This is a genomic window from Halonatronum saccharophilum DSM 13868 (assembly GCF_000517025.1).
In the GTDB taxonomy this organism is placed as follows: domain Bacteria; phylum Bacillota; class Halanaerobiia; order Halobacteroidales; family Halobacteroidaceae; genus Halonatronum; species Halonatronum saccharophilum.
Genome location: NZ_KI912095.1, coordinates 138,130 through 158,739 on the forward strand (window position 1 = coordinate 138,130; position 20,610 = coordinate 158,739).

Here is a 20,610-nt window from a genome sequence, read left to right on the forward strand (position 1 = left end):
TTAAGTTGCCACTAAATTACAAAAATGTGAAAATTTTAAATCTAATTCTAATTAGAGGGGTGTTTAATTATGAGATTCCCAGAAAATTTTATTTTTGGAGGAGCAACAGCAGCATATCAAGCAGAAGGATCTACTAATGTAGATGGTAGAGGTCCTTGTTATTGGGATGAATATCTTAATAGAGAAGAAAGTAGATTCAATGGTGATACAGCTAGTGATTTTTATAATAAATATCCAAAAGATTTGGAGTTGGCCCAAAAATACGGAGTTAATGGAATTAGAATCTCTATTGCTTGGAGTAGAGTGATTCCAGATGGAAGTGGAGAAGTTAACCCTAAGGGGATTGAGTTTTATAATAACTTAATAGATGAATGTCTTAAAAGAGGTATTGAGCTTTATGTTACACTGCACCACTTTGATACCCCTCTTAGCTTGTTTAAAAATGGAGACTGGCTAGATAGAGACAATATCGATCATTTCCTTAATTTTGCTAAGGTTTGTTTTGAGAACTTTGGTGATAGAGTTAAGAAATGGGTTAGTATTAATGAGCCTTGGTCAGTTGTAGCAGGGCAGTATATTATAGGTCACTTTCCGCCTAATATTCATTATGATATTACAAAGGCAGTACAAGCAATGCATAATATGATGGTAGCACATTCTAAAGTTGTAGAACTTTATAAATCTATGAACTTAGATGGTGAAGTAGGTATAATTCATATCCTTGAATCTAAATACCCTATTTCTGATAAGAAAGAGGATGAAAAGGCAGCATATTTAGAGGATACAATTGCTAATAGGTTTATGTTAGATGCTTGCTTAGGTGGAGGGTATGAAGAAGAAACCTTAGAAACTATTAAAGGTATTTTAAGTAAGAATGATGGTAAATTAGTAATTGAAGATGGGGATATGGAAGTTATAAAATCTGCTGCTATTAAAAATGATTTCTTAGGTATTAACTATTATGCAAGCCATTTCCTAAAAGGTTATGAAGGAGAAAGTAACATTTATCATAATGGTACTGGAGAGAAAGGAACTAGTATATTTGCTTTAAAAGGAATAGGAGAGAGAGTAGATAATCCTGATGTTCCTACTACTGATTGGGATTGGCCAATTTATCCTAAAGGATTATATGATATGTTAATTAGAATTAAAGAAGATTATCCAAATTATAATAAGATCTATGTTACAGAGAATGGTATGGGGTATAAGGATGATTTTGAAGATGGTAGGGTTGAAGATGATCCAAGAATTGATTATATAAAACAGCATTTCCAAGCAATTTTGGAAGCAATTGAAGATGGTGTAGATATTAGAGGATATTTCTTATGGTCGTTAATGGATGTTCTATCTTGGACCAACGGTTATAACAAGAGGTATGGATTATTCTATGTAGATTTTGATAGCCAAGAGAGATATGTTAAGAAGAGTGCACATTGGTTTAAAAAGGTTTCTGAAGAAAAGAGGATAGTTGAAATAGATGAAATAGATTATTAGGGGGGGTTGAAAAATGTTAGTAAATACTAAGAATATGTTAATAGAAGCTCAAAAGAATGGATATGCAATACCTGCTTTTAATATCCATAATCTAGAAACGTTAAGGGTAGTAGTAGAGGTATCTAACAAATTGCGCTCTCCTGTTATTTTAGCAGCAACACCAGGTACCTTTAAATTTTCAGGAAGAGATTATATCCAAGCTATATCAGAGGTTGCGTCAAATCGTTATGATATTCCAATTGCCCTTCATTTAGATCACCATGAAGAATTTTCTGATATTAAGGAGTCGATAGATTTAGGGACAAAATCAGTGATGATTGATGCTTCTCACTCTGATCTTGAAGAGAATATTAGAAGGGTAAAAGAGGTTGTTGATTATGCTCATCCTCGAGGTGTAACTGTTGAAGCAGAGCTTGGATGTTTAGCAGGTCAAGAAGATGATTTAGTGGTAGATGAAGCCGACTCTAAATATACCGATCCAGATCAAGCAGTAGAGTTTGTAGAGAGAACAGGGATTGATTCTTTAGCAGTTGCTATCGGTACGGCACATGGACTATATAAAGAGGAACCTAATTTGGACTTTAATAGGTTAAAGGAGATTAAACAGAAGATTTCTATACCTTTAGTATTGCATGGAGCATCTGGAGTTTCTAAGAAGGATGTTAAAAGAAGTATTGAATTAGGAATTTCTAAGGTTAATATAGCAACAGAGTTGAAAATTCCATTTTCTAAGGCTGTAGAGGAGTATTTTGAAAGGCACCCTGAGATTAATGATCCAAGAAAGTATTTGGCCCCAGGAAAAGAGGCTATGGCTAAGGTTGTAGAAGATAAGATTAGAATGTGTATGAGCAATAATAGATATTAATATAACAGAAAATCCCCACTGACTAAATTTAGTCAGTGGGGATTTTCTGTTATTTAGTTGGTTAAATTAATTCTCACAATAATAAATTATAAACAAAATTATAATATTATTCCTTGACAAAACATATAATCATATATATACTTTAGGTAGTAATGGAAATTAAATCTAAAAAGAGAAAGGGGGTTGTGAATATGAGAAGGCTTAGGATAAGGCAGATTGGTAGAAGAGAAAATGTAAAACTATATTTATATTCACAACCAACTTGGGAGCTGAGGGATAAGTAGAAGTAAGGTGATTAATATCATCTTCTTTGAGTATGCCTCAGTATAAATAATCGGATTACTATACCCATAGGTTGTGAAAACCTGTGGGTATTTGCTTTTTTGTATAGGTATATAAGTTAAAGGTGTGTTATAAAGTCTTTGGAAAATCTAAGAGCTGATTATTTATTTTCTAAGTGTTTAGATAATGATATTAGCTAGTGGATTAATAAGGTCTATCTTTAGCTATATATCTTAGATTAAAGTTGTTTTATCTATTTAACCACAGGTGAGTTTTATACCTGTGGTTTTTTGTATGTTAATTTAAATTGAAGGGATTGATTATATGAGGATAGACTCTCATTTACACTTGCCAACTTTTAAAGGTTGGTAGTTTAGATGAAATTTTAAATTTATTTGATGATGAGAGAAGAATTTTTATAATGGGGACTTTGAATATATTAAAGGATAGTAAGCAAACCATAAAGAAATTAGACATCCTAGCAAAGGAAAAGGAGATTGTTGGAATAAAGATTTTTCCCGGTAATGATAAACATTATCCAAATGATTCAAGATTAGAGGCAATATTTAGGATGTGTGCAGAAAATGAAATTCCATTAGTCATACACACAGGGTGGAATAGTGGCGATTCTAATGCTGCTAAGTATAATGATCCTAAATATATAATCGATATTGTAGAAAGGTATAGGGGTCTAAAGGTGGTTATTTCTCACTATTTTTGGCCCGAAGTTGAGTATTGCTATAGAATAACTAAGGACTTTGATAATATTTACTTTGATACCTCAGCTTTAGAAGATTATGAAGTTGGAGAAGTAACAGGAAGAGATAATATTATTAATATCTTAGAGAGGACAATTAGCGATAATTCAAAGAGAGTTTTATTTGGCAGTGACTATGGTATCTGTAGTATAGAAGACCATATAGAACTTATAAATCAGTTGGATATAAGTTTTGAAGATAGGGAGAGGGTTTTTTACAAAAATGCAATTGAGGTATTTAACCTAGGTTTATAAAATTTTGAAGAAATTTAAGGAGTTGATTAAATGATAGTAGATAAGTTTAATTTTGAAATAGAAGAGGTTTTGGATTCCCAAAGAAAGGCAATGGTATGTGAAGATATATTAAGAAGTTTACCAGAATGGTTTGGAGTAGAAGATGCTATTAAGGATTATATAGAAGGGGTAAAGGATAAATGTTTTTTTCTTGCTAAGGTTGAGGAGAAAGTAGTTGGATTTTTAGCTATAAAAGATCATAATGACCATACTAGTGAGCTTTATGTAATGGGAATTTTAGAAGGTTATCATAGAAAAGGGATTGGTAAAGAACTTATTATAATTACAGAGGAGAGATTAAAAGGTTTAGGAAGAAAGTTCTTCACCGTTAAGACTCTAGGAGAAGGTAGGGAGTCAGAGCATTATGATAGAACAAGAAAGTTTTATAGTGGGATTGGATTCTATCCCTTAGAAGAGTTTAAAGAGTTATGGGATGAAGATAATCCATGCTTGTTTATGGTTAAAAGTTTGGGTTGAAGTAATGCATTGTCCAGTATCAAATTGATACTTAGTAGTAATTAAGCTATTCTTTGGTGAGAATAGTATGGAGGAGATTAATAGCTTTTTGCCAGATTGTCAGGCCAATAAAGAGTATATAGACCTTATTAATATTTTCTTTCCGAAGATGGAATCACATTTTTATATGGCCAAAAGATAAGCTTTGTTCAGGGTGATGCAATGGCTTTACTTTATGATGATAATAGTTTTGATAAGATAATTTGCCTCGAAGTTTTAGAATGGGTTGAAGACCCTAAGAAGGTTATCAGTGAAATGAAGAGGGTCTTAAAGCCTGGAGGCAAGGCATTGATTGGACACACAGACTTTGATACCCAGATCTTTACTACTAAAAATTTGGCTAGAGAGAGAAGAATAAATCAAACTTTTTGTGATTTAGGTCCAGATGGGACGATAGGTCGTAAGTTAAAGGGGATGTGTAATAAGGTTGGTTTTAAAAAGGTAGATTATATAGTTTATACCTTGACCAATGAAAGCTTTGAGGAGAATAATTACTCCTATAGAATAGCTTATATGATGAAGGAATGGTTAGTTAAAGAAAGTGAGGTTTATTTAGAAGATTTAGAGGCTTGGATTGAAGAGATGAAAGATTTATCTAGCAAGGAAGAATTCTATTATTCGATTAATAGGTACTTAACGATTTGTGAGAAGTAGTAATAAAGACGTCACTTTTAGGAGTTAGGAGGGTAGGAGGTAGGTGTTTAGGAAGGTCTTACCTACCTAGCCACCCACCTACCCATCTAACCGACACTTTATTACTATCTCTGTATAATCGTTCCTTGCCATAGGGTGGTCGGTTCAAATTGGTCATTGACAGGTTATGCAGGAGGACTATGGAGGAAGAAGTGGCTGCTTGAGCATGAGAGAAAGAATCTGAAGTGATTAAAATGAATAAATAGTGTCAGTAAATTGAATGATTTAGATTTTAACAGACACTGGCACAGGCACTGACACAAAAAATGAAGGGGTGAAGAGAATGATTGTTGTTAATGAGTTTAGTAAAGTAGAAGGCGGTAAGAAGAAAATTTCAAATAAAAAAGGAGAGATTAACATTGGATAGATTTAAGCGTGTTAATAATTATGATCAGAAGTGGATAGATGAAAATAGAATGGGGCCAAATCCGTTATACGGATTAGAGGATTTGACTAATCAGATGGACTTGAAGGAAGGGATGAGGGTTCTAGACTTAGGGTGTGGTAAAGCAATGACCTCAATTTTCTTAGCCAAGGAGTTTGGAGTAGAGGTCTGGGCTACTGACCTATGGATAGACCAGACAGAGAATTGGGAGAGGATTAAAGAGGCAGGAGTTGAGGATAAGGTGTTTCCAATCAAAGGGGAGGCCCATCAGTTGCCATATGCCGAAGGTTTCTTTGATGCTGTTGTCAGTATTGATGCTTACCATTACTTTGGTACTAATGAACTTTATCTACCTTGGTATCTTCACAAGTTAGTAAAGCCAGGCGGAGAGATAGGAATAGTAGTACCGGGTCTAACAAGGGAGTTAAAAGGTGGAATTCCTAAAGGTGTTGAGGAGTATTGGGCCAACGATATGTTCACCTTCCATTCAGGAGAGTGGTGGAAGAATCATTGGAGTAAGACAGGTCTGGTAGAGGTTCAATTGGTTAGAGATATTGAAGATAGCAAGGAGATATGGAAGACATCCCAGTTTGAAATAGATGAGAAGTTAATGGAAGCAGATGTAGAGGACTGTTTAACCTTTGTGATGGTATTGGCGAATAAAAGGTGATATTTTATAGTAATAAAGCGTAGCTTTATTACTATAGCAGTCAGCTATCAGCTATCAGTCGTCAGCTAAGGTCAAGAGCTTAAAAGCTTTAAATTCTTTAGCTGATAGCTGAAGGTTGACGACTGATAGCTAGTTGCACAGAGTGCAACTATATTATCTAGAAAGTTTCATTTAGAATTGTGAAGTAGTTTTATGGCAAGTTTGACACAAAATTAAAAATAAAGGAGTGGTGAGAATGATTGTTATAGATAAGTTCGGAGTTAATGGTTCGGTGATGGAAGGTGAAATAAGAAGAGAATAGGTTAAATTAAAAGGAGGAAGAAACGTTGAATTTGATAAAATTAGGTTGGAATGATGATTATTTAAAGGATATAGATAGAGAAGGTTATAAGATAGCAAGGGTAGCTATCAAGTATAGAGATATATACAAGGTTTATAGTGAAGAGGGAGAGATATTGGCCGAGACTACAGGGAAGATGCGATATAATGAGGCCTTTCCAGCAGTAGGAGACTGGGTCTTAGTATCGATTAATGAAGGTGATGAGCGGGCAATAATTCACAGTATCTTACCTAGAAAGAGTAAGGTCTCTAGGAAGGTTGCTGGAAATACAACCTATGAGCAGGTGGTGGCTTCTAATTTAGATACCATCTTTATCGTCTCATCTTTGAATCAAGACTTTAATTTAAGGAGGATTGAGAGGTATCTGACCATCGTCTGGGAGAGCGGGGCCAACCCAGTCATAGTCTTGAGCAAGGCCGATCTCTGCCCTGATGTTGACTCTAAGATAATGGAGGTAGAAGGGGTCGCCTTCGGTGTGCCGGTTCATCCAATAAGCTCCTTGACCGATGAAGGTATAGGAGACCTTAGCCAATATTTGCAGGAGGGAGAGACCGTTGCTTTAATTGGGTCCTCTGGTGTTGGTAAGTCTACCTTAGTTAATAAGTTAATTGGAGAAGAGAGGTTGAAGGTTCAGGATATTCGCGAGGATGACGATAAAGGAAAGCATACTACTACCCATCGAGAGTTGATTCCCTTAAAGGAGGGTGGAGTGATAATCGATACCCCAGGGATGAGAGAGATACAACTCTGGGATGGTGGAGAAGGTCTAAAGGATACCTTTGGTGATATTGAAGAGTTGGCAAGCCGTTGCCATTTCAATGACTGCAACCATGACTCTGAGCCTAAGTGTGCAGTAAAGAGAGCAATAGAGGAGGGTGAACTCCCTCAGGAAAGGTTGAAGAGTTATAGGAAGCTACAGAGGGAGCTTGAGTATATTGAGTTAAAGAAGAAGTATGGATCAGAGGGAGCATCTAGGATAAAATTGAAGAGAATGGGTTTGTAGAAGGTAGGACCAACGATTTAAATCGTTGGCCCTTTTTTAGTTGAGGTTATTATAAAGTGTCAGTGTTGGTGTCGGTGTCAGCAAATTCAAGAACTTAAATCTTAACTGACACAGACACTGGCACTGACACTAGTAATAAAGTTACACAGCCAATGTATAAAACCAAACCTCCAGTTGTATCCTAATCTTAAGATTTTATATTAATTAAAGAGAAGGAGAAATATAAATGGAGACTTTGGAAATATTAGAAAGTCTATTGCATGGATTTAAGTTTCTTTTATGGGCTATAGCTACACATTTATTTCACTATCGGCAGAACTTCTTTCATTGGAGCTTGTGGGTGCCAGTAATAGCCCTTTATTTTTTAGCAGCAATCTTACTTCTAGCAGAGTTTTATCCAGCAGCCTGGGTGTTGACCTTATTATTTATAACTTTAGTTATTGTTATAGCAACACATCTATGGGGGTTCTATCTCCATTTTGATGGTGTAGGCAAGCGTGTAGGTGGTCAGAATGTACATAACCATATGGTTGGTCCGCCTATAATCTTACCCTTGATAGTTGCTACCGTTGCTGCTATTGATCTGTTGCGACTTTTGCAAGGGAGGTTTTAATAGATGGAGAAGGGAAAGACTTATTATCCAGACTTTGATGTCTTAGACTCTGTTAAAGAGTGGGATCCTGTTACTGCAGACGTGGTACTTAAGAGGCTTGGCCCTTTTCCTCCATTGAAGTTCTTAACTGATGAGGAAGAATCCAAGCTAAGAGTAATATGTAAACACCTTATGTACGATAATCGGGATGAGATATTTGATTGGGTTATCCATTCTATAGATGCTAGACTAAACGACAAGACAGGAGAATATCAGAGAAGCTCTAAGGCTCCACCAGAGCATATCTTGGTCAGGGAGGGTTTGAAGGCAATTAATGATCTTTCAAGAAAGTTATATGATACAGATTTTCTGTCTATAGGAGTCCAGGAGCAGTTTGATATCATAGCATCCTTGCAGGTGGGAGAAGCAGCCCAGATTCCCCAATGGTCACAGATTCCTCAAAAAGATCTATTTGATAAGCTATTGATACTGACTGTAGCACCTTACTATTCACATCCAACTATCTGGTCAGAGATAGGTTATGGTGGCCCTGCCCATCCAAGGGGGTATTATAGGCTAGAGATTGGCTTGGCAGATCCTTGGGAAGCTGTAAGGAAAAGAGAGGGCAACAAGGGAGATGATGACGGTGGAGAATGAGAGCTATGTAAAGCATAATTGTGATCATTATAAGGATAGTCGCTATGATGATCTAAATCATAGAAAGTATGGAGATAAAGAGGTAGATGTCTGTATAGTCGGTGTGGGAGCAGCTGGGGGAGTCTTAGCTTATGAATTGAGTAAAGCAGGTTTAGATGTAGTAGGAATTGAAGCAGGACCTTTCTGGGATCCTCAAGTGGATTTTGCCAGTGATGAACTACATGCTTATCGATTAAATTGGCAGGATACCCGCTTATCTGATGGAAATGATGCCTTAAAGTTCGGGCCAAATAACTCGGGTCGAGGTGTTGGAGGTGGAACTACCCATTTTACTGGTGTCTTCTATCGTTTTCATAAAAGTGACTTTAGAACCAAATCTACTGATGGGGTAGGCGAGGATTGGCCCATCACCTATGAGGATCTTGAGCCTTACTATACAAAGATAGAGAATGATATTAAGGTCTCTGGGCCAAAGCAATTCCCTTGGGGACCCTTCAATGGACCATATCCTTACCCTGAGAGGGAGCCGATAAGTGCCTGGGCTCAGGTCTTTCGGGAAGGGTGTGAGGTCTTAGGAATTAGAAGTAGTGTTCCTCCCCTTGCTATCTTATCTGCTCCCTTCGATGGGCGGCCACCTTGTACCAATCGGGGTTTTTGTAATGAAGGGTGTAAGCCAAATGCTAAGTTCAGTACCCTTATACATCATGTCCCCAAAGCCATAAAGTATGGGGCAGAGATAATTACTGATTCCATGGTTACTAGAATTTTGGTAGACCAAGATGGGAAGGCTCAGGGTGTGGAGTTCAATCATGATGGAAGCTACTACCTACAAAAAGCTAAGGTCGTAATTGTTTCGGCTTTTGCCGTTGAAACACCAAGATTATTACTCAATTCGGCCTGTTCTCAGTATCCAGATGGATTAGCCAATAATAGTGGTCTAGTAGGAAAGTATCTTATGACCCATAGTGGACATGATATCTTTGCTAAATTCGATGAAGAGATGAGGTTATATAAAGGAACTCCAGTGATGGCATGTACTCAAGACTTCTATGAGACCGATCCTGATAATGATTTTTTAAGGGGATATACTCTAAATGCCCATGGTGATAGGCCAGTAGCGCTTTCCAAGATATTGACAGCCGACGCAGGGTATTGGGGTAAGGATCTAAGGGAGAAGATGCTCGACTTTAACTTCTACTCTCAGATAACAATGGTAGGGGAGGTTCTTCCTCAAAAAGATAATTGCGTAACTTTAAGTGATCAAAAGGATGAGTATGGATTGCCAAGGCCTAAGGTTATCTTTAATTATTGTGAGAATGATAATAAGATGATTGAGCATGGAGTAGAGAAGGCCAATCAGATCTTTAAAGCAAGGGGCGGGAAACCGACCTTTGTAGCAGCTGATACAGGTCATTTAATGGGAGGGTGTCGAATGGGCGATGATCCAGACAACTCTGTGGTCAATGGCTACTGCCAAAGCCATGATATCTCTAACCTCTTTGTCTGTGATGCCAGTGTCTTTACGACCTCTGGAGGTTGTAATCCGACTAATACAGTTCTAGCAATTGCTGCTAGGACAGCAGATTATATAATTCAGATGGGTAAGAAGGGTGAGTTTTGATATGAAGGGCCAATGCTTTTTAAGCGTTGGCCCTGTTTTATGGTTGAAAAAAGTTTTTAAAGGTCTAATGGATTATTTTGGTGAATAAATGATAGTATAAAGATAGAGGAGGTGATGATAATGGATTTAATTTTGATAATTTCAGTTACAGGACTTATAATTATTACCGGTTTAGGTTTTATTGTTAAGTTGCAATATGATTATATTGAAGGTATGGAAGAGAAGAGAAATAAGCTAGGATTATCTCAGGGAGAGATGAATGAGAGGGCAACCTTGCAAGAAGATGTAAATAACTATTTTATGAGAGCAAACCCTTTAATTGCAATCTCAGGATTTATTGCTTGGTTAATCTATGAGTTTAAAAAGAGAAGAAAGTAAAATCTGGGCTTATAATATTTTATTAAATTATCACTTCTTTAGATATAATAAATAATAATCTTTATAATAAGATATTTAAAAAATAAAGTTGTAGCAAGATAAGAGGGGGCCAATGGATGGAGATTAAAGACCTTATTGGAGGATCTAAAGAAGAACTTTTAAATTGGTTTGAAGCTATTGTTGATTCTGTTCATAATGGAGTAATTGCTATTAATAATGATGGTAGAATAATTATCTTCAATCAAAGTAGTGAAAGTTTATTAGGGATAAAGAAAGGTAAAGCATTAGGAAGACCTATTGAAAAGGTAATTCCAGAGACTGACTTTAAAGACATATTGAGCTCTAAAAAAGATCAGCCAGGGTATCACTTAAAAATCAAAGATAAGGAAATTTACTCCAATAGAACCTTGATATCTTATGAAGGAGATGTAGTTGGGGCGATAGCTGTCTTTCAAGATATAACAGAATTAAATAGAATAAAGTGTAGCTTAGAGAGAGCAGAAGATGATCTTGGAATTTTAGAAGCAATCATAAATAGTGCTTATGAAGGGATAATAATTGTCGATAATGAAGGAAGGATAACTAAGTTAAATCAAGCTTATCAAGAGTTTCTAGGCATCAAAGAGGAGAATGTATTAGGAAATCATATAACTGATGTGATTGAAAATACAAGGATGCACATAGTAGCTAAGAGTGGAAAAGAAGAGATAGGACATGTCCAAAGGATTCAAGGCTATGATATGATAGCAAGTAGAATTCCCTTTAAAAGAGATGGCAGGGTGGCTGGTGCTGTAGGAAAGGTTCTATTTCAGGATATCAAGGAGTTAAATGCTTTAGCTAAGAGGTTAGAGTCCTTAGAGGATAAACTGGATTATTATAAGAATGAGATTAAGAGTATGCAAAAGTCTAAGTACTCTTTTGATAATATTATTACTCGTAATAAAAGGATGGAATATCTTAAAGAGGTAGGAATGAGGGCAGCTGAAAGTAGTTCGACAGTACTTATTCAAGGTGAGAGTGGAACAGGTAAGGAGTTATTTGCCCATGCTATTCATAAGGCTAGCCATCGTAAGTATGGTGCCTTTATCAGGGTTAATTGTGCTGCCATTCCTGAAAATTTATTAGAATCTGAACTTTTTGGCTATGAGAAGGGTGCTTTTACAGGGGCCAACGCTAAGGGGAAGGCTGGTAAGTTTGAGTTGGCCCATGGAGGAACAATTTTCTTAGATGAGATAGGTGAGATGCCTCTTGATATGCAGGTTAAGTTACTAAGGGTTTTGCAGGAGAGAGAGGTTGAAAGGGTAGGTGGTGGAAAGACTATTGATATTGATATTAGAGTAATAGCTGCCACTAATGAAGATTTGGAGGAAATGGTAAGTGAAGGTAAGTTTCGAAAGGATCTCTATTATCGTTTGAATGTTATTAGATTATCCATCCCCCCTTTAAGAGATAGATTAAATGATATTCCATTATTATCAAAGGCAATACTAAAGAATTTGGTGGAAGAGCTTGATCTTGGGCCAAAGGAGTTGTCGACTAAGAGTATTATGGCTTTGATGAATTATGATTGGCCGGGAAATGTTAGAGAGTTGCGTAATTTTCTAGAAAGGGCTATAAATTTAACTTCGGAACGTATTATTCACCCTTCTCATTTGCCTGATATTTTAGGAGCTAATCAGAATAAAGTTAGTAAAATAAAGAAAGAAGAGAATTGGAACTTAAAGAATATTGTCGTCCAGACTGAGGTCAATACTATAAAACAAGTACTTAAAGAGACAGATGGCAATAGAACTGAAGCGGCTAAATTATTAGGGATTCATCGAACTTCTCTTTACAATAAAATAGATAGTTACGGGATAGATATGTCTAATTTTTAGGCATATCTATTTTTATTTTGAATTAGAAGTCGCACTAAATTACTATAAATTCTAACCTTATAATTACTTGAATACAAAGATGTATAAAAAAATCTACACTCTTGATCAAGAGTGTAGATTTTTTTATACAGTAACTTTTTGATAGCTCACAATAAAGTTAGATAACAAGTGATATGAAGCACAAATAGTTAAGGATATATTTCACTAAATAGTGTAGATAAAAATATACAAAAACAATAAAACTAACTTTTTTACAAAAAATTAAAAAAGATATTAAAAGCATAAGGAACCCTATTCTAGCGGGGTTTTTAGTTTTTTAAAAAAGAAATTTAATATATTTTTCGACTTTGGCACGGAAGTTGCATTTTAATATAGGTGGAGGCAGATAAAGTTCTAATATAAGATTATAAGAATATAAGAGAGATAATTTAAAGATATATAAGTTTATAAGCGGAAACTAAAACCTAAGAACTAGTTAAACCAAAGGAGGTTATAATATGTCAAAGAATAAGATAAAGAAATTAGAAGAAGCTTTAGGGATGATTAAAGATGGCATAACTGTAGCTACAGGAGGTTTTGTTGGCTTTGGACATGCAGAAGAGATTACTGCAGCTTTAGAAGAGAAGTATAAAGAAGAATCTACTCCTGCAGATTTAACTTTAGTTTATGCAGCAGGCCAAGGTGATGGAAAAGATAGAGGTTTAAATCACTTTGCTCAACCAGGTATGGTTAAGCGTGTTATTGGAGGTCACTGGGGATTAGCACCTAAATTAGGTAAGTTAGCTAACCAGAATAAGATTGAAGCTTATAACTTCCCACAAGGTGTAATTACTCATCTGTTTAGAGATATAGCAGCTGGTAAACCAGGGACAATTACTCACGTTGGTTTGAAAACTTTAGTTGATCCAAGGGTGCAAGGTGGTAAGTTAAATGATGTAACTACAGAAGATTTAGTAGAAGTTGTTAACTTCAACGACCAAGAATGGTTAATGTATAAGACATTCCCAATAGATGTAGCAATTTTGCGTGGAACTAGTGCTGATGAAAAAGGAAATATAAGTATGGAAAAAGAGGCTATGCCATTAACAGCACTATCAATTGCTCAAGCAGTTAGAAATTCTGGAGGAAAGGTAATCGTTCAAGTTGAGAGGGTTGTTAAAGCAGGCAGTATCGATCCTAAGCTAGTTAAGATTCCTGGAATCTTAGTTGATGCAGTAGTAGAAAGACAGGATTCAGCTAAACACATGCAGTCTTTTGTAGAGGCATATAACCCAGCTTATACTGGTGAAGTTAGAGTTCCTTTAGAATCATTAAAGCCATTAGCTTTAAATGAGAGAAAGATTATTGCTCGTAGAGCAGCTATGGAATTAATTTCTAATGCGACTGTAAACTTAGGAATTGGAATGCCTGAGGGTGTAGCATCTGTAGCTTCTGAAGAAGGAATTAATGAAGAGATGAACTTGACTGTAGAATCAGGGCCAATTGGCGGTATCCCTGCTGGGGGCTTAAGCTTTGGTGGATCTACTAATCCAGAAGCAATTGTGGACCAACCATATCAATTTGATTTCTATGACGGTGGTGGATTAGATGTAGCATTCTTGGGGTTGGCCCAAGCTGATAAAGTTGGTAATGTTAATGTAAGTAAGTTTGGCCCCAAGATTGCTGGAGTAGGTGGATTTATAAATATCACTCAAAACGCAGAGAAGGTTGTTTATTGTGGAACCTTCACAGCTAGAGGCTTAAAGGTAGAAGTTAAGGACGGAGGGCTTAATATTCTAGAAGAAGGAAAGATTAAGAAGTTCTTAGACCAAGTAGAGCAAATATCCTTCAGTGGAGAATATGCAAGTGAGAAGAAGCAAGAGGTAATCTATATAACTGAAAGGGCTGTCTTTGAATTAAGAATTGAAGGCTTAGTCTTAACAGAAATTGCTCCAGGGATAGATTTAGAGAAGGATGTACTAGCTTTAATGGATTTCAAACCTTTAATTGCTGATGATTTAAAGACTATGGATAATAGAATTTTTAACGACCAAGCAATGGATCTAGAGATATAAATAAAAAAGTTCAGGATTATATTCTTAAAAAATACTAAAAATATCAATAAGGGGGCCAACAAACAATGGAAATGTTATCATTAATCGGAATTATACTTGGATTAGCAGGTCTTATGTATGCTTGTATGAAAGGTGTAAGTATTATTATTGCTGCTCCAATATTCTCTCTATTTGTTGCTGCAACAGGTGGGTTACCACTCTTAGATACGTTTTTAGATACTTTCATGGGAGGATCAGTAGGTTATATTCAATCTTTCTTCCCAATGTTTATGCTAGGTGCTGTATTTGGAAAGATTATGGAGAATACAGGTGCTGCTGCTGCAGTAGGTAACTGGGTTATAAGTAAGATAGGTGCAAAGAGAGCTATTTTAGCAGTAGTTGCAGCTTGTGGTGTCTTGACTTATGGTGGAATTAGTTTATTTGTTGTTGTATTTACTATGTATCCTTTAGCAATGGGAATCTTCAAAGAGGCTGATTTACCAAGAAGGTTAATTCCTGGTACTATCGCTTTAGGTGCATTCACCTTTACAATGACAGCTATTCCAGGTACACCTCAAATTCAAAATATTATCCCAACAGAGTTCTTTGGTACAAATGCAATGGCTGCACCTCTAATGGGTATTGTTGGTGCTTTAATCATGGGAATTGGTGGTGTAACTTATCTTAATAATGAAGCAAGAAAGGCTAAAGCTAATGGTGAAAGGTTTGAAGTAGGAGGTGCTTCAGATTATGAAGATATTGCTGAGGATAAATTACCAAGCTTTGCTTTATCAATTACACCTTTAGTCAGTGTTGTATTACTTTTAAATTTATTTGATATGAACATTAATGTTGCCTTATTCTGGGGAGTTATCTTATCTGTAGTTCTATTATGGAATAAGCTTGAGACATTAGATAGACTAAAAGAAACAGTAAATGTAGGTGCTACTGGTTCTTTAACAGCTATTATGAATACAGCTTTAGCTGTAGGTTTTGGATCTGTAGTAAGAGCAGTAGATGGTTTTGATGTATTAGTAGATGCTTTATCTAGAGTAACATTTGGCAACTCATATCTTTACAGTGTAATTTCAACCAATGTTTTAGCAGGAGCTACAGGTTCTGCTTCTGGAGGTATGAGTATTGCCCTAGAAGCTCTTTCTGAGTCTTTCTTAGCAATGGGAGGTAACCCTGAAGCACTTCATAGAGCTGTTGCTTTAGCATCAGGAGGTCTTGATGTATTACCTCACAATGGTGCAGTAATTACTCTATTAGTTGTTACTGGTTTGACTCATAAGGAATCTTATAAGGATATCTTCGTTGTAGCACTTGCTATCCCTGTTGTTGCTGGTCTAGTTGGAGTAGTAATGGCTACTATTGGTATCTTTTAATATGAGCAATCAGTTTTAATAAATAAGTATAATTTTATTTAAATTGTATAAAATGGAGAGAGTTAATTTAGCTGCCCTCTATTATACACTTTTATTTTTTAGTTTATAGAAGTGGTTTGAATTAGATAAATAACGGTAATATTTTAATAGGAAATAGACAATAACTATAATTAAGAAATTAAATTTAATGGAGGGGTTATAATGAGATTAGAAGGAAAAGTTGCAATTATTACAGGGTCTGCACAGGGAATTGGTGAAGAGGCAGCTAAGATATTTGCTCGTGAGGGCGCTAAAGTTGTTGTAGCTGACTATAGTGCTGAAGGTGGAGAAAAGACTGTAGAAGATATCAAAAATGCTGGTGGAGAGGCAATGTTCTATAAGATAGATGTCTCTGATTATAGTGCTTGTGAAGAGATGATTGATAGGACTGTAGAGGAATATGGCAAGTTGGATATTTTAGTAAATAATGCAGGTATAACTGCTGATGGATTCCTAGTTAAGATGAGTGAAGAAGCTTGGGATAAAGTAATAGATGTTAACTTAAAAGGGGTATTTAACTGTGCTAAGCATGCTGCTAAGGCAATGATGAAACAAGGTGGTGGAGCTATTATTAATGCGACTTCTATAGTTGGTTTATATGGAAATGTTGGGCAAACTAACTATGCTGCAGCTAAATTTGGAGTAATCGGTCTAACTAAGACTTGGGCCAAAGAATTAGCAAGTAGAGGAATTAGAGTTAATGCTGTTGCACCAGGATTTATTCAAACTCCAATGACTGATGCAGTACCAGAGAAGATATTAGGTAAGATGGAAGCTAAGACACCTTTAAAGAGGCTTGGTAAGCCAGAAGATATAGCAAATGCATACCTTTACTTAGCATCTGATGAATCTTCTTACGTAAACGGAGAAATCCTAAGCGTTGATGGAGGACTTGTGTTAGGATAATTCTAATTCAGAGAATATAGTTTCAGGAATTAAGAGTTGGTCTCAGTATAGAAATTCAAGTCTAAAATTTTGAATTTATTGATTCCTAATTCCTGATTCCTATAAATAAATCGAGGAGGGTTTATAATGAATGAGGTTGTAATTGCAAGTGCTGTTAGAACACCAGTTGGTAGTTTTGGTGGTTCTTTAAAGAAAGTATTAGCTGTAAAGCTTGGAAGTATAGTAATTGAAGAAGCTATAAAGAGAGCAGGAATTAAGACTGATGATGTAGACGAAGTAATTATGGGTAACGTACTACAAGGTGGTTTGGGTCAAAATCCAGCCCGTCAATCTGCAATAAATGCTGGCTTACCAGAGACTGTTCCGGCCACTACAATTAATAAACTTTGTGGTTCAGGGCTTAAAGCAATCAACTTAGCAGCCCAAGCTATTAGAGCAGGTGATACAGATGTTCTTGTAGTAGGTGGGATGGAGAATATGAGTGGTGCTCCTTATCTATTAAAGAAAGCTCGTTGGGGAGAGAAGATGGGCGATGGTAGATTAATTGATTCAATGATTCATGATGGTCTGCAATGTGCTTTTAATGACTACCATATGGGAATTACTGCTGAAAATATAGCAGAAAAATATGGTATCAGTAGAGAAGAGCAGGATAAATTCGCGGCAATGAGCCAACAGCGCGCAGAAAAAGCTCAGAAGGAAGGTAAATTCGAAGCTGAGATAGTACCAGTAGAGATACCGCAGCGTAAGGGTGATCCGATAATCTTTGACAAGGACGAGTATCCAAAGACAGGAGTAACTGCCCAAGGTTTAGGTAATTTAAGGGCAGCATTTAAAAAGGATGGTACAGTAACAGCAGGTAATGCTTCTGGAATTAATGATGGTGCAGCAGCTTTAGTTATAATGTCAAAGGAGAGAGCAGATGCTCTTGGAGTTATACCTTTAGCTACAATTAAAGCTTATGCTTCTGCAGGTGTAGATCCTAAGATAATGGGTATTGGTCCAGTTCCTTCTACAATTATGGCCTTAAAGAAAGCAGGGTTAGAGATATCAGATATGGACTTAATAGAAGCAAATGAAGCCTTTGCAGTTCAATCTATTGCAGTAGCAAGAGATCTTGAGTTAGATATGGAGAAGGTAAATGTAAATGGAGGTTCTATTGCTATAGGACACCCTATAGGTGCTAGTGGAGCTAGAATCTTAATTACTTTATTACATGAAATGGAGAAGAGAGATTCTAAACGTGGTCTAGCTACACTCTGTGTTGGTGGAGGACAAGGACTTGCTACCATAGTAGAGAGGTAATTGAGCTATCAGCGAATGGTTTTTATTACGGAAGGTCTTGATTTTTAGACCTGTAGGGTGAGCTAGTTAAAAATCAGAAGATTAAAAGATATAATCTTTTGTAATATAGTGTAACTTTTATAAAATTAAATGTAGGGGCAGACCTATGTGTCTGCCCAAACGGTACATTACCGTTATATTTTCTGATTTGATAAAAGTTATATGAAAGCTCCAAAAATAATCGGCAATGTATTTCGGGTGAACACATAGGTTCACCCCTACATTTACTATATAACTTCAACTCTCATATACATATTAGAGAATCTATAAACACTACATATAAGAATTGGAAATTGATACTACTCTCTTTTTGTAGAAATTTCAGCCCAAATGTGATAAATTTAAAGTAAGAAGAGAGTAAGAAAGGAGAGTAAATGAAACTCAAAGAGGGTCTTACTCATAAGATTAAAATTAAAGTAAGTGATGAAGATAATGCTAATAACCTTGGAAACCCTGGAGTTAATGTCTTTGCCACACCAGCAATGCTAAGGTTAATGGAGCATACAGCTAGTGAAGGGGTACTTCCTTATCTAGAGGAAGGACAGGCAACTGTTGGGATTTCATTGGATATTAATCACCTTGCTGCTACACCTATAGGTATGGAAGTAGAAGCAAGAGCAGAGTTAATTAAGGTTGATGGCAAAAAACTTACCTTTAAAGTAGTAGCGGAGGATGAAATAGAAAAGGTTGGAGAAGGAATTCATATGAGATATATTATTGACTTAGATGAGTTCGAAAACAGAACTAATGATAAATTATCTAAGATATAGTCGCTATATAAGAAGGTTTTTAATAACTGTATAATATTAATATAAGGCACTATCTCTTTATTAATTTAATATTTAAGCTAAAAATAAGCTTAAAAGGTGGTGCTTACTATGATGTTAAATCAGGATATAAATTTACAACAAGAACAGAATCTAATAATGACTCCAAAGTTACAGCAAGCTATAGAATTATTGCAACTATCTACTTTAGAGCTTACTGAGTATCTAGAGAAAGAAGTAATGGAAAACCCTTTATTAGAGTTAGAAGATAATTATAGATATCAAAGTAGTACAAATTATGAAGAATTTGATTATAAAGAATTTATAGCTAAAGAAATTAGTTTAGAAGAACATCTATTAAAGCAGTTGAAATTAGTGGTAAATAATAAGAGTGAAGAGGAAATAGGAAGATATATTATCGGAAACTTAGATGGTTCCGGATTCTTTAGTTTAGATGAGGAAATTATTTGTAAGTTGAATAATAGTTTAAAAGGTGAGAAGTTTTACAAAGTTTTAGATATGATCAAAGGGTTTACTCCAAGGGGGATAGCTTCTTCAGGAATAAAAGAATCACTCCAAATACAATTAGATTCTTTAAAGGGGCTAAAAGAGCAAAGACAAGTCAAATTAGCTAAAAAAGTTGTAGAGAACTACCTTGAGGAGGTAGGAAAGAATCAGGTGAAAAAAATTGCTAGAGCTTTAAGAGTTAAAACAAGAGAAGCCCAAAGTATTATTGATTTTATTAAATCTCTTAACCCAATTCCAAGTGATATGTTTACAAAGAGTAATAGCAATAGTTACTTGGAACCTGATATTATCATAAAAAAACACAGTAATGATTATACAATTATAATGGATGAGAGAAGTTTTCCTACTTTAAGAATTAATAACTATTATAAAAATTTATTAAAGAATAGCAATCAAAGTGATGTTAATGAATATATTGATGATAGATTGAACTCTGCTTTATGGTTGATTAAAAGCATAGAGCAAAGAAGACAGACAGTCTATAACATTGTTGAAGCTTTTATTAATCTTCAGCAAGAGTTTTTAGATAACGGGCCAAAGTATTTAAAACCAATGACTATGAAAGCAATTGCCGATCAGATTGGTGTCCATGAGTCAACAGTTAGTCGTGCAACTAATGATAAATATATTCAGACACCTTATGGTTTATTTCCATTTAAATATCTTTTTAGTGAGAGTATTGACTGTAAATTTACAAATGTATCAGCAGTTAGTGTTAAAGAAGATATTAAAGAAATTATAAGCAAAGAGAGTATAATTAGTCCTTTAAGTGATGAAAAAATTAAAGCAGAACTTGAAGAGAAAGGGATAATAATTTCTCGCCGAACAATAGCTAAATATAGACAAGAGTTGAAAATACCTTCATCAAGGTTAAGAAAAAGGTATGAGTAAAGAAAGGAGAGACCATTGGTCTCTCCTTTCTTTTATTTTTATATCTTGTAAATTAAAGCTGCACTCAAACTTTTAGTTTAACTTTTTAGATTTAGAGTATTTAACGCAGTAAGTTAATCAAAACTTAAAACAGTAGAAGGTTAAGGGGGGTTATAAAATATTATTATAAATTAAATTGGTTTAGGGAAAATATAGATTGAACTATAGGAAACAAAATATATATGATTAATTGTAACAATAGTCCTCTCTTATCTTCAATATGTGACAAACAAACTTCAATATTCCTGGAA

Annotated in this window: 18 protein-coding genes and 1 pseudogene; all 19 read left to right on the top strand. The window is 35.4% G+C overall.

The genetic code is table 11. From position 1 onward, the window contains the following. The first annotated feature begins 66 nt into the window (after positions 1-66). The 19 genes and pseudogenes from lacG to rpoN all read left to right on the top strand — a co-directional run bounded on the left by lacG (position 67) and on the right by rpoN (position 20,320). The gene (lacG, locus tag HALSAC_RS0107810) at positions 67-1,494 is read left to right on the top strand and encodes a 6-phospho-beta-galactosidase (protein WP_027339804.1); all 1,428 of its coding nucleotides are present in this window, start codon (positions 67-69) and stop codon (positions 1,492-1,494) included. 13 nt (positions 1,495-1,507) lie between these two features. After that, positions 1,508-2,359, top strand: coding sequence for a tagatose bisphosphate family class II aldolase (locus HALSAC_RS0107815; RefSeq protein ID WP_027339805.1), 852 nt, complete (start codon positions 1,508-1,510; stop codon positions 2,357-2,359). 664 nt (positions 2,360-3,023) lie between these two features. Next, on the top strand, positions 3,024-3,653 hold the full coding sequence (locus HALSAC_RS0107825; protein WP_281172344.1) for an amidohydrolase family protein: 630 nt from the start codon (positions 3,024-3,026) through the stop codon (positions 3,651-3,653). A gap of 30 nt (positions 3,654-3,683) precedes the next feature. Beyond that, a complete protein-coding gene (locus tag HALSAC_RS0107830) occupies positions 3,684-4,169 on the top strand; it encodes a GNAT family N-acetyltransferase (protein ID WP_027339807.1) in 486 nt (161 codons plus the stop codon). 177 nt (positions 4,170-4,346) lie between these two features. Further along, positions 4,347-4,862: a methyltransferase domain-containing protein gene (locus HALSAC_RS0107840; RefSeq protein ID WP_281172345.1), complete on the top strand. Its 516-nt coding sequence runs from the start codon at positions 4,347-4,349 to the stop codon at positions 4,860-4,862. Between the two features lie 108 nt (positions 4,863-4,970). Next, positions 4,971-5,090: pseudogene (locus tag HALSAC_RS16860) on the top strand (methylated-DNA--[protein]-cysteine S-methyltransferase); the annotation flags it as partial. Positions 5,091-5,260: 170 nt separating this feature from the next. Next, the gene (locus HALSAC_RS0107850; RefSeq protein WP_035571524.1) at positions 5,261-5,956 is read left to right on the top strand and encodes an SAM-dependent methyltransferase; all 696 of its coding nucleotides are present in this window, start codon (positions 5,261-5,263) and stop codon (positions 5,954-5,956) included. A 326-nt stretch (positions 5,957-6,282) separates the two neighbouring features. Continuing rightward, positions 6,283-7,299, top strand: a complete 1,017-nt coding sequence (gene rsgA / locus HALSAC_RS0107855) for a ribosome small subunit-dependent GTPase A (RefSeq protein ID WP_027339810.1) — start codon at positions 6,283-6,285, stop codon at positions 7,297-7,299. 226 nt (positions 7,300-7,525) lie between these two features. Then, positions 7,526-7,912, top strand: a complete 387-nt coding sequence (locus tag HALSAC_RS0107860) for a hypothetical protein (protein ID WP_035571525.1) — start codon at positions 7,526-7,528, stop codon at positions 7,910-7,912. Between the two features lie 3 nt (positions 7,913-7,915). Next, positions 7,916-8,548: a gluconate 2-dehydrogenase subunit 3 family protein gene (locus HALSAC_RS0107865; RefSeq protein WP_027339812.1), complete on the top strand. Its 633-nt coding sequence runs from the start codon at positions 7,916-7,918 to the stop codon at positions 8,546-8,548. Further along, positions 8,529-10,169 (top strand): GMC family oxidoreductase, encoded by a 1,641-nt coding sequence (locus HALSAC_RS0107870; RefSeq protein ID WP_211231321.1) that lies wholly within the window; start codon positions 8,529-8,531, stop codon positions 10,167-10,169. The genes HALSAC_RS0107865 and HALSAC_RS0107870 overlap by 20 nt, the downstream gene beginning before the upstream one ends. 120 nt (positions 10,170-10,289) lie before the next feature. Beyond that, a complete protein-coding gene (locus HALSAC_RS0107880; RefSeq protein WP_027339814.1) occupies positions 10,290-10,547 on the top strand; it encodes a DUF3949 domain-containing protein in 258 nt (85 codons plus the stop codon). A gap of 116 nt (positions 10,548-10,663) precedes the next feature. Further along, the gene (locus tag HALSAC_RS0107885) at positions 10,664-12,424 is read left to right on the top strand and encodes a sigma-54 interaction domain-containing protein (RefSeq protein WP_035571527.1); all 1,761 of its coding nucleotides are present in this window, start codon (positions 10,664-10,666) and stop codon (positions 12,422-12,424) included. 497 nt (positions 12,425-12,921) lie between these two features. Beyond that, a complete protein-coding gene (locus tag HALSAC_RS0107890; RefSeq protein WP_027339816.1) occupies positions 12,922-14,478 on the top strand; it encodes an acyl CoA:acetate/3-ketoacid CoA transferase in 1,557 nt (518 codons plus the stop codon). 65 nt (positions 14,479-14,543) lie between these two features. Continuing rightward, positions 14,544-15,845, top strand: a complete 1,302-nt coding sequence (locus HALSAC_RS0107895; protein WP_027339817.1) for a GntP family permease — start codon at positions 14,544-14,546, stop codon at positions 15,843-15,845. A gap of 201 nt (positions 15,846-16,046) precedes the next feature. Beyond that, positions 16,047-16,790, top strand: a complete 744-nt coding sequence (gene fabG, locus HALSAC_RS0107900) for a 3-oxoacyl-ACP reductase FabG (RefSeq protein ID WP_027339818.1) — start codon at positions 16,047-16,049, stop codon at positions 16,788-16,790. 126 nt (positions 16,791-16,916) lie between these two features. Next, the gene (locus HALSAC_RS0107905) at positions 16,917-18,095 is read left to right on the top strand and encodes an acetyl-CoA C-acetyltransferase (RefSeq protein ID WP_027339819.1); all 1,179 of its coding nucleotides are present in this window, start codon (positions 16,917-16,919) and stop codon (positions 18,093-18,095) included. Between the two features lie 413 nt (positions 18,096-18,508). Then, positions 18,509-18,904: a thioesterase family protein gene (locus tag HALSAC_RS0107910; protein ID WP_027339820.1), complete on the top strand. Its 396-nt coding sequence runs from the start codon at positions 18,509-18,511 to the stop codon at positions 18,902-18,904. Positions 18,905-19,012: 108 nt separating this feature from the next. Beyond that, positions 19,013-20,320 carry an RNA polymerase factor sigma-54 gene (gene rpoN, locus HALSAC_RS0107915; RefSeq protein WP_027339821.1) on the top strand — a complete coding sequence of 436 codons (1,308 nt, stop codon included), beginning with the start codon at positions 19,013-19,015 and terminating at the stop codon, positions 20,318-20,320. Positions 20,321-20,610 lie beyond the last annotated feature (290 nt).